Source organism: Helicobacter sp. L8, from assembly GCF_003660355.1.
Taxonomy (GTDB): domain Bacteria; phylum Campylobacterota; class Campylobacteria; order Campylobacterales; family Helicobacteraceae; genus Helicobacter; species Helicobacter labacensis.
Map to the genome: position 1 here is coordinate 144,933 of NZ_QXQR01000001.1, position 13,160 is coordinate 158,092.

Genomic DNA, 13,160 nt, shown 5'->3' on the forward strand with positions numbered 1-13,160 from the left:
ATCCATCCCTAAAAGATAGACTTGGGAATAGGGAGTAACACAATAAAGCTCACAAAGAGCGCGACCCCACACACAAGAAACATTGAAGTGAAGCTCAAATGCCCTAGAGCTAGGGTAAAGATAAAAGAAAAAAGAGCTTGGAAAATCCCAAAACTCATCGTAACAAGGCTGGAAGCTTGCACGAAATGCGCCTTGCCCATGATGTGGAACGCCATGGTGCTAGTGAGGGTTAAATTCCCCGTTGTGCCAAAACCCATTAGAAAAATAGAGAGATCTAACCAAAAGAGATGGGCAGAATAAGCGGCAATGAGACAAGAGAGGGTTTTGAGGCATAAGATAATGCTGGAAGCGTGTTTCAAACCCACCCATTGGGCTAGCGAAGCGCTTAAAATCGTGCCTAAAGCCGCCCCAAAGCCAAAAAATGCCCATGACGCGCCCGCGCTTGCGTTACTAAAATGCAAGAAGCGTACCAAGTAATCCACCCAAAAGAGTGTGTGGGGCAGATAGCCAATGGCGTTTAGCACAACAGAGATCAAGAGCAAGACAAAGAAGTAGGGGATTTTAGCACTCTGTCGCGTAGCAAGATCTGGCTTAGGGGGGTGGAGTGTCCTTAAAGAGACGCTAGAAATGAGAAAGGCTAGCAAACTAATCCCCCCTAGAAACACCCACGCCCAATCAATGGCGTGGGCAAAGTGGGGCAGAATAAATCCGCTAAAAACAGCCCCCACCCCAATCCCACTAAAAATCAAACCGCTCACCAGCGAACGGGATCGCTCGCGCACAAAAGATAGGCATAGGGGCGCAGAAAGCACCATCAAGCACGCCGAGGCGATGCCCGCTAAAAAACGCCACACCCACGCCCAGACAAAGGGCAGGGAATCAAAAAAGCAGGCAAAGAAACTCAAAGCCACCACCAAGAAACTGATCTTGGCAATGCCTTCTAATGAGAGGTATTTTTGCAAGAAGTTGAGAGCAGCACTCCCAAAGATATAGCCCACCATCACCGCGATACCCAGCTGGATACTTTGGGCTTCGCTAAGCTTGCCTGAGAGGATCAAAAAGGGGATCAAGACCACATAGCCAAATCGCGCCAAACCATTGGAAACAAAAGTCGCCAAGAAACAAGCAAAGATACGCGCTCTCATACACACAGCCCCAATCTTTCTAAACATCTTATTTTAGCATGCCTGATGAGGGCAGTGCTTAAGCTTGTGTAAAAAGTCATTGCGGATATTAGCAATGCGGGTGTGCAAAGCACTTAGGCGCAAGCTGGCTTTAAGATAATTGCTAGACTTCTTAATCCTGTCATTCTTGGTTTTTGAATGGCGTTTTTTGCTAAGTTGTCTAGCAAGTCTTTGAAGCCGTCTTGTCAGCCTAGCTAAGGGCTTGGGTGCGCTAATTTGCAAACCATTAGATAGACTGACAAAAGCTTTAATACCTGTGTCAATGCCTAGAGCGTGGTTATTTTTAATAGGTTTATGGGTGCGCTCAAACTCCTCTTGTGTGGTGTTGATTTGGATTGAAACGAAAAACTTAGAGCTGTTTTGTGAAATAGTCGCCCCATTGATTTTGCCTTTAAATCTAAGTTTCTGCGTCATTTTGATTTTAGGCAAGTTAGGGATTTTAAGATAGTCCTTTTTATCGCCCTGAATAATCTTTATCTGATCTCCACCAATGTAAAAGCTCCCTTGATATTCTCTTTTCTTTTTGAATTTTGGATAACTCACCTTACCTAACTTCAAATCTCTAAAAAACTTGTCAAAGGCTAGTTTTAGGTGTGTAAAGGGCTGGGCTGTGGCGTATTTGGTAACCTCATAGACAAAGGGGTATTTTTCTCTTTTAAGAGCGTTAAACTCTTTTTTGAGGGCAAAGCGGTTAGATTTAATGCCATTTTGATAATTCTCTCTCCACTTAGCCAAGCCCCAATTATAAGCTAATCTGGCACAGCCAAAAGCCTTTCTAAAGTGAGTCTGTGCCTTGTTGTTAGGCTGTAGTTCAATCTTGTGGGTGAGTTGTAACATGATCCTCTACCACTTCTTGCATTTGTTCTTGAGATCCATGGGGTGTTTGTCCAAGAAGTCAAGCCCAATTCCAAAGCCGAAGAATTAGGCTTCAAACATGGGGACATCATTAGCCAAATCGAGATGATCGCGGTGCACAATATTGAGGATTTCAACCACGCCATGATCAAGTATAAAAACATCCCCAAACGCTTCTTAGTCTTTGATCCTAGCTTGGGTAATTTCAAACAGATCATCGCCAAGTAAGACGCGCTAGGCGCGCTTAAGCTTGGCTCTTGTTTATACTGGGGGGAGTTTGCACAAATACTTTTAGTTTCTGCTCTGAAGGGCTTAAAGGCTCTGTGCTTTCTCTAAGCAACATGACCACACTGCAATCATCGGTTGTTTTTTCTTTCACGCGTGTTTCTAGCAAGTTTTCTAGGGCACTTTGGACTTTGTCATGCAACCCCGGGGTGCGTGCGACATTCATGTAATCTTGCAAGAGAGGGACTAAAATGCGCTCTTTGTTTTTATAAAACGACTCGCCCGCGCCATCAGACATCAACACAAAGCCGCTAAAATTTTTCGTGCTCAAGTTGCCCTTAAACATTTTGACACTCAAGGCGGCATTTTTGGAGGTGGTGAAGATGGTTTCATTGCTAAATTCGCCATTGTCCGGGTGGCTGGCGACCACTAAAGTGCGATCTTTTAACACCCCACAAATACCATCCCCCAAGTGCAATAATAAAAATTCATCGCCCTTAATCGCTACCACAAGCAAGGTAGAGGCGAGATCGTGCAGATCGCAGGCTTTATTTTGGATCACCTCTTGGAGTCTTTGGCAGTTATGTTGCAATGTAAATTTAAAGCGCGGGGCAGATGGGCTAGATTTTTGAAACTCTTTTTTGAAGCGTTCTATGAGTCTCTTTTCCACATCAAAGCCCTTTTCTAGGTTATCTAAACAAGAATCAAGGGGAATGGCGTTGAGAGCGCGCAGGTCCTCAGCGCGCCAAAGGGTTTGGGCTTGGAGTTTCTGGATGTATGTTTGTAAATCTCCACAGCAAGAGATCAGAGAGCTTAAGGCTTGGTTTAGTGTTGTGTCCAAGCTTGTAACTTCATTTGCAAAATTTTCTAGCTGTTTTTGGCACTCTTGCATATTCTTAAAATCTTGAGCTTGTGTTTCTAGGGTTTTGATGTGATCTAAAAAGCCATTGTATCTAGGGGCAATTAACACATCTTTTGTAGTGGAGGTTTGGAGCGGTTGGGGGCTATCGAGTTTATTGTTTCTTATAGCCTCTCTCACATTGTTAAAAGCACGCGGACCTGAAACTTGCCCGGGCAAACTCAAACTCAAAGCTTTGAGATCGTGGTTAAGTTGCGTGCTTTGTGTAGCATAGCCTCCATAGAGCTTAAAGTCTTTTTGTAGGTTCTCTTTTTGAGTGGCTAATAAAATACTTTGCATGGTTTGCCAAGTGTAGGGCGCGCTCACACCCATAAGCTTATTGTGCAACTTGTCTAAATCTGCGTTTAAATTCTCCTCTAAGTGCAACACATCGCGCTTTAAACCTTCAAACTGCCTTTCTAGGCGTGCGCATTCCTGCTCTTTGGTGTGTATTTGGTTTAAAAGATCGCTTTTATAGGCTTGTGTGGTTTTGTTGGCTTGCTGGATTTGCGCCCTGATTTGCTCAAGATGCCTCCTAAGCTCTTTGTGCCTGCTCTTCACAACGATTGATAAAGAGTCTAAACTTTCCTCATCCCATTCCTTAAAATCGACACTTTCTACTCTGTCTAAAAACGCTTGATAGCTCTCAAAACAGCGCACAATTTGTTGTTTTAGGGTGTCTTTATGGCTGATAATCGCCCTTTGTATCCGTTCTAGGTTGTAGTCTTTGAGGGCTTTAGAGGGCATGGTTAGTGGCGTGGAGCTGGGTTTAAAAAGAGGGGTGTTTTCTAAGGTGTGGAGCACCCCCTCCGATTCTGTTTGAGTGTCGCTTCCTAAACCCACTAAGTCCAAACACGATTGCAAAAACCTTTTAAACCCCCCTTTACGCTTGTTTTTGGCTTTCTCAGTAGCCTTATCGATCTCATCTTTGATGGTATAGTATTGTTTCTCTATGGGGGCGATTTGTTTAAATAATTCCTTAGAACTCTCCTCACTAAAGAGTGCCAAATACGCCCTCTTAATTTCCTCCTCTAATTTTTCAAGCGTGTTTTTAAGCGGACTAAATTTGAGTTGGTAAGCCTCGCCTTGAAAGGCGCGTTGCAATGTCTTGATTTTCTCACCCATACCTACTAGGGCATTTTGGATAGGTTGCTGGGCTCTCTCTTGGCATCTTTGGTGATCTTGAGCGGTGTATTCTACTAAGGCTTGCACACTCTCTAAAAGAGGCAATTTATGCCCCTCTTGCCATGTTTGTATGTCTTTAATTTGCTCCAAAATAGCTTGAAAAATACCCTCAATATCGCTTTTATCGCGCTGGAGTGCGTTGGTCTGCTCGATAGAGAGCTCTTGCAAGGCTTGCAAGACTCGCCCCAAAAGCGCGCCACTAACCTCTTTGGGGTGTGCCATATTGATATAGCGTGTGAAATTTTCGCGTAGGTCTTGGGCTACGATTTCTGTCGTTCTTTGCGCGCCCAAATGGGAGAATCTAGCCGAACCTGCGCCATCGGCTAGGGCGATGATGGCGACTTCACCCGGTGCGCTGTAGGTTGTAGGCTTAGGGGGGTAAATTTTATCTTGGCAGGGGATGGGCGGGTCTTCTAATTCATGCCCTCTGCCCCGCACAGCGTGCCCGATAGTGTGCCAAATTTCAGACATCCATTTCCGCCCAATCGTCCATAGGAGGCATCGCTACCGTTTGTCCGGGGCGCGACTGAGAAACCACGGCAATACTGGCTGCTAGCCATTTAAAAAACTCTTTAAAATTTAAGCCCTTCAATTTGACAGGGCGGCGTTGTGGGGAAAACTGCCCCAAAGTGTTCGCATCGCCTCCCTCTACAATGATGGGGAAGATTGAGAGTTTCTTGTTATTAGCTAGATCGCTCGATCGCCTAGACGCACTGCTAATGTCATCTGTGGGTTCGCCATCAGTGATGATGACTAGCCATGGCTGAAAATACTCCGTGCCATTGTCTTTATATTCTTTTTTGCGCTCTTCAAGCCTATCAAGGGCTTCATTCACCGCCGCACCCATAGGGGTATATCCTCCCGCATTGAAGCTAGGCGCGGATTGATCGCGAATACTTTCAAAGTCTTGCACGAGATCCACCCCATTATTGCCAAAGGTTACAATGCACACATCCGCGGCTTGTTTGGCAATAGGGTGGTCATTGACGGCTTGGTAAAACAAATCCACGCCTTGATTGACCTCGCCAATGGGCGCACCACTCATCGAGCTACTGGTATCCAAACAAAGACATACCGGGACTCTCTTGGTGGGGTTGTCGGCTAACTCATTGTCGTATTCTGTGTCTAAATCACTCATTATTACTCCTTTGTTGTGGTTATAGTTGTTGGTAGAATTTGTTTAAGACATCTAGCCATTTGGGTGGGGAGAGGCGTTTTTTAGCGCTGTAAAATTTGCCCCCTTTTTGAAAACTCCCATAAAAACACTCTTGTAATTGGGGGCTCAAGCGCACCCAGCTATCCCTAGCTCTACCCTGTGGCACTAAGGATAAGTCGCCCCCATTTAGAGGGTAGGCAAATGCCCCCTGTTTCATTGCCTCATCGCGTCCTAAACCCTTATGGTTATAAGGATGCACGCCTAGGGTTAGAATCACAAATAATAAACACGCCACGGCAAAGTATTCATCGCTTTTAGAGCGCATCACCTCGGTCATGTGCTTGCCTAAGTGCTCTGGCACAAGGTAGGCGGGGTCGGCAACCGGACAGGGGTATTTATCTATTTGGTAGCTATCACAATCAATGAAAAACATCTCCGCGTTTTGGGTAAACATGAGATTATTAGGGTTGATGTCGCCCACTAGAATCCCCTTGTCATGCAAGGATTGGATGGTTTTTAAAAAACTCATGCACAGGCGCACCAAATCCTTTGTGCCCCAGTTAGGGATATGCGTGGCTTTATCCTTAGAGCCCCCTAAAATGTGCTGTAAGGTCTTGCCCTCTGCTTTAGGCATTAAATAACCCACGCATTCACCCTGCTGGTTTTTGAGTAGGCATGTGGGCATGCACACTTGTTTGCTCACTTTAGCTTTGACAAGTAGGGCGAGTTTCTTAGGGGTGTAATCAGGCACGCCCCCGGTCCGCACGCTCTTATGCTTGTGCCCATAGATTTTAGCCAGCATGGGCGTGTTGGTGGTATAAACAATCCCCTCGCCCCCCTGACTTAAGACCTGAATGAGACTAACGCTGTGTTGCTTGCCATTGTGGTTGTAAAACGCCTCCTCTCCCTCTTGGGGGATAGAGTTTAGTTGCAATTTACCCGTAGATATATGGGGTTTGTGGTATCTAGGCTTGCTAATATCCTCCTTGACCTGCGCGTTGAAAAATTCAAAACACTTTTTAGACACAGAGAGAAAAAGAATCGTGCTTTGTTTGGAGCGCGTGGCAATTTGGGCTAGGGCTTTGTTTCTAGTGAAGAGTAAGTTTTTCTTAGATTTAATGATCTCTGTGAGTGTCCCGGGCACGCTGACAACCTCCCTTTGGATGGAGAGATACCTTTTATAAGCCTTTTGGTAATGCGCATCGCTGGCGCGTTGCTCGTTGATGCGCTCTAAAACATCCTCGGGCACCCCGATTTTTTTCTGAGTCCTGTGTAGAATTTCTTTAAGGGAGTCGTTGTAGATCTTCCAAAAAACGCCATTGACTAAAGCACTCTCGTCAATCAAAAGCGTGTCATGGCTTTTAATCAAAGCCAATAAATCGAGCTTTTGCTTCATACCAAACTCCTACAAACCGCACTCTCCCCCTCCTAGCCCCTAGCCCCTAGGTGAATGGGTGAATGGGTGAATGGGTGAATGGGTGAATGGGTGAATGGGTGAATGGGTGAATGGGTGAATGTAGCATAAAAAGGTAAATAAAGCAAGGGGATTTACCCCATTGTTTCAAAATTCAAAACAATTTTGTTACCCTCCCCAAACTCATAGCATATTAGACTCGCACTAAGCGTGCAAGTCCATAGCTATTTTTTGTAATCCTCTATGGCTTTTTCTAACACCTCCTTAGCTTGGGCTTTGTTGCCAAAACCTTTCACCTTCACCCATTTGTCTTTTTCTAAATCTTTATAGGTTTCAAAGAAATGTCTGATTTTTTCTAGGGTGATGGGGGGTAAATCCTCTAGGCTTTGGATTTTAACATAGCGCGGATCGATTTTTTCTGTGGGCAGGGCTAAGAGTTTTTCATCTACCCCGCCCTCATCTTCCATAAACAACACCCCGATTAAACGGCATTTGATCACACTCCCTGCCTGCAAGGGGTCTTCATTGAGCACCAAAATATCAGCCGGGTCGCCATCCCCGCCCAAAGTGTGGGGCACAAAGCCGTAATTAGCCGGATACACCATAGAAGGGTAGAGCACGCGATCGACTACAACCGCGCCACTTTCTTTATCCACTTCGTATTTCACTTTTGAGCCATAGGGGATTTCAATGATCGCATTGATCGCATCGGGGTTTTGTCCGGTTTTGATGTGCTGGATTTGCATGATTGTCCTTATAAAGTGGTTTTGATGTGTTGTTCTATATCGCTTACAATCTCCTCAATGCCCCGCTCTCCATTGATTTCTTGATGCACCTCTAGGGCTTTGTAAAACTCTAAAATACTCTCTAAAGGCTCTCTATACACCTGCATGCGCTTGTTAAAAACCTCTATGTTGTCATCATCTCCCCTTGAGCGTCCTAACACGCGCTCTCTAGCCACTGGTTCGCTCACCTTGACTTCCACCACGCCCTTTAAGCGCACTTCTTCTTGGGCTTTGAGCATGCGATCTAAAGCCTGCATTTGCTCCACACTGCGCGGGTAGCCATCTATGATAATGGTGTCCTTAGGGGCGTTTTTAATGGCGTTGATGATTGTATCTACTACAATTTCTAAGGGCACTAAATCGCCCTTATTAGTGTATTGGGCAATTTGTTGCCCGCGCTCACTCTCTTTGGCGATCTCAGCGCGCAAGAGATCGCCAGTAGAATAATGCACCATCTGCGCGCTATTACGCTGGGCAATCAGCTGTGCGTCTGTGGTTTTGCCACTCCCGGGCGCGCCAATAATCAAAAATAGGTTTTTCATCAATGTTTCCTTTCAGGGTTTCTTAAACGGATATGCAATTCTCTTAATTGCTCCTCAGAAGCGCGGCTAGGGGCTTGGCTGAGTAGGCAGGTAGCTTTTTGGGTTTTGGGGAAGGCGATCACATCGCGGATACTGGGCACTTTAGCCAGTAACATCACGAGGCGATCCAGCCCTAAGGCAAAGCCCGCATGGGGGGGCGCGCCATAGCGCAATGCCTCTAAAAAGAAACCAAATTTTTCTTGCGCCTCACTTGGGCTAATGCCTAGCAACTCAAAAACCTTAGCTTGAATCTCCTCTTTGTGGATGCGCACACTCCCCCCGCCCAACTCTACTCCATTGAGCACAATGTCATAGGCGATTGAGCGCATCTCCTCTAGGTCTTCATTTTCTAAATCTTTGGGCATGGTAAAGGGGTGGTGCGCGGCACTGAGTTTGCCCTCAGCACTCTCAAACATAGGAAAATCTAGCACCCACAAGAGATTAAAGGTGTTGGAATCAATGAGGTTTAAATCCTGTCCTAATTTCAGACGCAAACGCCCCATGTAATCCCAGACGATTTTTTTTGCCCCCGCACCAAAAAAGAGAATGTCCCCCACCTGCGCCTGCGTGCGCGCTAAAAGCTCTTGTAGGCACTCTTCACTTAAAAATTTTACTAAAGGACCTTTAGCCCCCTCTGCTTTGATTTGCAAATAAGCTAGCCCCTGTGCCCCAAAGCCACGCACAAAACTCTCTGCCTCGCTCAAGTATTTACGGCTAAGACTATCCCCCCCGGGCACGCGCAAAGCTTTAAAGCGGTTCTTTTTAGGATCGCTAGCGATCTTTTTAAAGATGTCATTGCTAGAATCCACAAAGAGATCGCCCACTTCTATTAAGGGCAGCTCAAAGCGCAAATCGGGCTTATCGCTCCCGTATGTCTCCATTGCCTCCATGTAGTCCATGCGTTTAAAAGGGGTCGCTACCTCTATGCCCACGCTTTTAAAGACGGCTTGCAGTAGAGTCTCAGCCACTTGCAACACATCCTCTTGGGTGCAAAAGCTCATCTCCACATCCACTTGGGTAAATTCGGGCTGGCGATCGGCGCGCAAATCCTCATCTCTAAAGCATTTGACAATCTGGTAATAGCGATCCATGCCCGCCACCATTAAAAGTTGCTTAAAGAGTTGGGGGCTCTGAGGCAGGGCAAAGAATGCGCCATCATGCACACGGCTAGGGATTAAGAAATCTCTAGCTCCCTCGGGGGTGGTTTTAGCCAACATGGGGGTTTCTATCTCTAAAAAGTCCAAACTATCTAAACAATCGCGCACTGCCTTAGCCACACGGCTACGCATTTTAAAGATTTCATAACTCTTAGGGGCGCGCAAATCCAAAAAGCGGTATTGCAAGCGCAAATCTTCATTCACGCTTGAATCCCCAATGGCAATGGGGGGGGTGAGACTCTTATTTTCAATACGCAAGCTCTCTAGCACCACCTCCACCTTACCGGTTTTGAGTTTGGGGTTTTCTAAACCCTCCCCTCTCAAGCGCACGATTCCCTGCGCAATCAAAACAAATTCATGGCGCACTAAATTAGCCTGCTCATAAGCGCTCGAATTAGGATCGCACACCAATTGCACTAACCCGCTTTTATCGCGCAAATCAATAAAGATCACCCCCCCATGGTCGCGGTAATTATGACACCATCCGCACAGCTCTACCCTCTGCCCCAACAAAGATTCGCCCACTTGGGCGCATAAATGCGTCCTTAACATCAATTTCCTTTTATTCAGACTTGCAAATACGCGTGCAAGAGTTCTTGAATTTCATCTGGATGGGATTTGATCACAAAGCCATCGGCATGCAAAGAATCAGCAAGCTGTTTATTAGACTCGCTACTCATCGAAGAATTGATAATCACGGGCAGGTGCTTGGTGCGCGCGTCCTCTTTAATGCGCTTGAGCACCTCAAAGCCAGACACGATAGGCATTTCTAAATCGGTGATCACCGCCCCCACTTGATCTAACATATTGTCCTCAAATAGGCGTTTGAGTAGGGCTTCTCCATTGGCAAAGCTCTCGTATTTGAGATGGAGATTTTCCACGATCTTTTCTAGATTTTTCATCGCCACTTGGGAGTCCTCAGCGATGAAAATTAGTTTATCGCTTTTAATAGCCTCCACAAATTGCGCTTTGAGATAATCCAATTCTTGCAAATCCGGGAAGGTGTCTATGAGCATACGCTCCACATCTAAGATTTGAATCACGCGATCCTGTTCAAAACGCGTGATCGCGCTCACCTTACCCCCCGCTCCAAAGCCCTGTTTATCCCCCACACTCACATCGCTCCAATTCTTATGCACAATGCGCTTGATCGCAAAGATTTTTAACCCCACCACACAGCTAGAAAATTCACACACGATCACCAAATTTTCTTTACTCTTGATGGAGGCATCGCCCAAGTCTTTATTGGGGTTGCTAGGCTCATAGTGTAACCAACGCCCCACATCAATCAAGGGCACTGATTCCCCCCTAATGGTTAAAAAGCCCACCATCATGCCCTCATTGCCCCCCACAGTTTCGGTAACATCGCCATCGTAATAAATGATTTCACGGATTTTAAAGATATTGATCCCATAGAGTTCAGCGTCATTATTGGAATCATCGCTCAGCGTAAAACACAGAAACTGGGCTTCGTTATTCAAATGCAAAGAGATCGTGGTGTCCACATCGCTAATCACACTCATCCTTTGTCTTAATGAAAGTCCGCTATAATTTTTCATTATAGCAAAGACTGGACAATGATACAAACTTTTCACGATTACCAAGTTCTTATAGAACAACTCTGCCAATACGCCTACCACTACTATGTGCTAGACAATCCCCTCATTAGCGACTTTGAGTATGACAGCCTCTACCAGCAAGCCCTCACATACGAACGCGCCCACCCCGAGCAGATTTTAGAACACTCCCCCACCCAGCGCGTGGGCGGGGCTTTGCTTGCGTATTTACCCAAACACACCCATTTAGAGCGCATGTGGAGTTTAGACAATGTCTTTGATGTAGAGGGTTTGCAAACTTGGATAACACGCATTTTTAAAGTTTATCCCCATGCTAGTTTCACCTGTTCGCCTAAGCTCGATGGGGTTTCTCTCAATCTTTTTTACGATCAAGGCAAATTAGTGAGCGCGACAACGCGGGGCAATGGCATAGAAGGCGAATTAGTTACCCACAACGCTAAGACTATCCCCTCAATCCCCCTGCGTATCGCCTATATGGATCCCCTAGAAATCCGCGGGGAAGTTGTGATCGAGAACACAGATTTTGAAAATCTCAACGCGCAACGCCTAGATCAAGGACAACCCCTCTTTGCCAACGCTAGGAATGCCGCTGCAGGGAGCTTGCGCCAGCTCGATCCCAAAATTTGCGCCGCGCGTAAACTCACTTTTATGCCTTGGGGTTTGGGGCATTGCCACCCTAGCAAACCTAGCTTTAAGGCGATGATGGAGGCGATCATGGGCGATGGCTTTTTGCCCACACGCTTTATCGCCTGCGCCCATTTAGCAGACATCGAGCGCGCCTACGCCACATTGCATGCCCAGCGCGCGCACGCCCAAGTGGGTATGGATGGCATGGTGGTGGTGGTGGATGATTTTAGCATGCAAAGAGAATTAGGTTTTACCCTCAAAGCCCCCCGCTTTGCTATCGCCTATAAATTCCCTGCTCTTGAAAAACACACCAAACTCCTGGGCATTGTCCCCCAAATTGGGCGCACGGGGGCGATCACCCCTGTGGCGATCTTGAAACCCATAACACTCGATGGAGCGCGCGTTTCCAAAGCCACACTGAATAATTACACGGAAATCCAGCAAAAGGGCTTTATGCTCAATGACATGGTGGTGGTGATTAGAAGTGGAGATGTGATCCCCAAGCTCATCAAGCCCCTAGAACACCTACGCGATGGCTCACAAACCCCCATTATCCCCCCCACACATTGCCCCGCCTGCGCCACTCTTTTAGCCCAACAAGAGCTCAAGCATTGCCCGGTTTGTAAGATGTCCTTGCTCTTGCAAAACAAGCCCAATTTCTGCCCCACCTGCCATGTCTTTGTGCGCAAATACGCCAAAAATGCCCTAAGCACGCGGTGTTTAGCGTGTGAAGGGGCGTTGGTTTGCAAGCCCTTTTGCCACCGTTGCGCGCGCGATCTTAGCCATAGGGATCGCGCCCTGTTCTGCCCCAACCCCCACTGCCCCCCCAAGATCAAGGAAAAAATTGTGCATTTTGCCTCTAAACATGGCTTAAACATCGCCGGCTTGGGCGATAAAGTGGTGGCGCAATTACTAGAGGCTAAACTCATTAGTAATATTGCAGACCTCTACACCCTCAAACTAGAGAGTTTATGCGCCCTAGAGGGCTGGAAACACAAGCGCGCCCAAAATCTCTTAGAGGCGATCGCCAACACCAAGCGCGCCCCCTTGTGGCGTTTGATCAACGCGCTAGGAATCGAGCACATTGGCAAGGGGGCAAGCAAAGCCCTAGCCCAAGCCTTTGGCTTAGAGGTGTTTGCAAAACGCGCGCAGGATTTTAGAGCCTTGCCGGGTTTTGAGCATAAAATGGCTGGCGCGCTGGCGCGATTCTTGCAGGACAATGGGGCTTTGCTAAAATGTTTGCTTGCGCTTATAGAACCCACACCCCCGACTTCTTCTCAAGAATCCTCTATGTTCAGCCAAAAAAACATCGTGTTGAGCGGCACTTTTAGTATCTCTAGGGAAGCCTTGAGCGCGCGTTTAGAAAGTTTGGGCGCGTGTGTGAAAAGCAGTGTGAGCGCGAGCACCCACTTACTCATTTATGGAGATAATCCGGGGAGCAAGCTAAAACGCGCCCAAGATTTAGGGATTGCCACCATGGATCAAGCCCAGCTATGGCGCGCGCTCAAACATTAAC

10 protein-coding genes and 1 pseudogene are annotated in these 13,160 nt (G+C 46.8%); 2 read left to right on the plus strand and 9 right to left on the minus strand.

Annotation, left to right across the window (positions count from 1 at the left end; genetic code table 11):
• Window positions 1-8: 8 nt before the first annotated feature.
• Window positions 9-1,145 carry a YbfB/YjiJ family MFS transporter gene (locus tag EAO37_RS00705; RefSeq protein WP_120951057.1) on the minus strand — a complete coding sequence of 379 codons (1,137 nt, stop codon included), beginning with the start codon at window positions 1,143-1,145 and terminating at the stop codon, window positions 9-11.
• Between the two features lie 11 nt (window positions 1,146-1,156).
• Window positions 1,157-2,021, minus strand: a pseudogene (locus EAO37_RS00710) (transposase); the annotation flags it as partial.
• A gap of 42 nt (window positions 2,022-2,063) precedes the next feature.
• On the opposite strand from EAO37_RS00710, the gene EAO37_RS00715 reads away from it, so the two are divergent.
• Window positions 2,064-2,267 carry a hypothetical protein gene (locus EAO37_RS00715; protein WP_205589516.1) on the plus strand — a complete coding sequence of 68 codons (204 nt, stop codon included), beginning with the start codon at window positions 2,064-2,066 and terminating at the stop codon, window positions 2,265-2,267.
• 16 nt (window positions 2,268-2,283) lie between these two features.
• On the opposite strand, the gene EAO37_RS00720 is transcribed toward EAO37_RS00715, so the two are convergent.
• From EAO37_RS00720 to EAO37_RS00750, 7 genes are all read right to left on the minus strand, one after another.
• Entirely contained in the window at window positions 2,284-4,818 is a 2,535-nt protein-coding gene (locus tag EAO37_RS00720; RefSeq protein ID WP_120950958.1) for a protein phosphatase 2C domain-containing protein, read from the minus strand.
• Complete coding sequence (locus tag EAO37_RS00725) at window positions 4,811-5,485, minus strand: VWA domain-containing protein (RefSeq protein WP_120950960.1); 675 nt, start codon at window positions 5,483-5,485, stop codon at window positions 4,811-4,813. The genes EAO37_RS00720 and EAO37_RS00725 overlap by 8 nt, the downstream gene beginning before the upstream one ends.
• A gap of 19 nt (window positions 5,486-5,504) precedes the next feature.
• The gene (locus EAO37_RS00730; RefSeq protein WP_120950962.1) at window positions 5,505-6,899 is read right to left on the minus strand and encodes a protein kinase; all 1,395 of its coding nucleotides are present in this window, start codon (window positions 6,897-6,899) and stop codon (window positions 5,505-5,507) included.
• A 242-nt stretch (window positions 6,900-7,141) separates the two neighbouring features.
• Window positions 7,142-7,663, minus strand: coding sequence for an inorganic diphosphatase (gene ppa, locus EAO37_RS00735; protein WP_120950964.1), 522 nt, complete (start codon window positions 7,661-7,663; stop codon window positions 7,142-7,144).
• Between the two features lie 8 nt (window positions 7,664-7,671).
• A complete protein-coding gene (locus tag EAO37_RS00740; RefSeq protein ID WP_120945828.1) occupies window positions 7,672-8,244 on the minus strand; it encodes an adenylate kinase in 573 nt (190 codons plus the stop codon).
• Window positions 8,244-9,992 carry an aspartate--tRNA ligase gene (aspS, locus tag EAO37_RS00745; protein WP_120945830.1) on the minus strand — a complete coding sequence of 583 codons (1,749 nt, stop codon included), beginning with the start codon at window positions 9,990-9,992 and terminating at the stop codon, window positions 8,244-8,246. The genes EAO37_RS00740 and aspS overlap by 1 nt, the downstream gene beginning before the upstream one ends.
• Window positions 9,993-10,006: 14 nt before the next feature.
• Complete coding sequence (locus EAO37_RS00750) at window positions 10,007-10,957, minus strand: chemotaxis protein (RefSeq protein ID WP_120951059.1); 951 nt, start codon at window positions 10,955-10,957, stop codon at window positions 10,007-10,009.
• 60 nt (window positions 10,958-11,017) lie between these two features.
• On the opposite strand from EAO37_RS00750, the gene ligA reads away from it, so the two are divergent.
• Window positions 11,018-13,159 carry an NAD-dependent DNA ligase LigA gene (gene ligA / locus EAO37_RS00755; protein WP_120950966.1) on the plus strand — a complete coding sequence of 714 codons (2,142 nt, stop codon included), beginning with the start codon at window positions 11,018-11,020 and terminating at the stop codon, window positions 13,157-13,159.
• Window position 13,160 lies beyond the last annotated feature (1 nt).

Excerpts from the sequence above, each read along its gene's own strand:
- EAO37_RS00725 (WP_120950960.1), bottom strand. The coding sequence starts at position 5,485 with ATGAGTGATTTAGACACAGAATACGACAATGAGTTAGCCGACAACCCC.
- ppa (WP_120950964.1), bottom strand. The coding sequence starts at position 7,663 with ATGCAAATCCAGCACATCAAAACCGGACAAAACCCCGATGCGATCAAT.
- ligA (WP_120950966.1), top strand. The coding sequence starts at position 11,018 with ATGATACAAACTTTTCACGATTACCAAGTTCTTATAGAACAACTCTGC.
- EAO37_RS00720 (WP_120950958.1), bottom strand. The coding sequence starts at position 4,818 with ATGTCTGAAATTTGGCACACTATCGGGCACGCTGTGCGGGGCAGAGGG.
- EAO37_RS00740 (WP_120945828.1), bottom strand. The coding sequence starts at position 8,244 with ATGAAAAACCTATTTTTGATTATTGGCGCGCCCGGGAGTGGCAAAACC.
- EAO37_RS00730 (WP_120950962.1), bottom strand. The coding sequence starts at position 6,899 with ATGAAGCAAAAGCTCGATTTATTGGCTTTGATTAAAAGCCATGACACG.
- aspS (WP_120945830.1), bottom strand. The coding sequence starts at position 9,992 with ATGTTAAGGACGCATTTATGCGCCCAAGTGGGCGAATCTTTGTTGGGG.
- EAO37_RS00705 (WP_120951057.1), bottom strand. The coding sequence starts at position 1,145 with ATGAGAGCGCGTATCTTTGCTTGTTTCTTGGCGACTTTTGTTTCCAAT.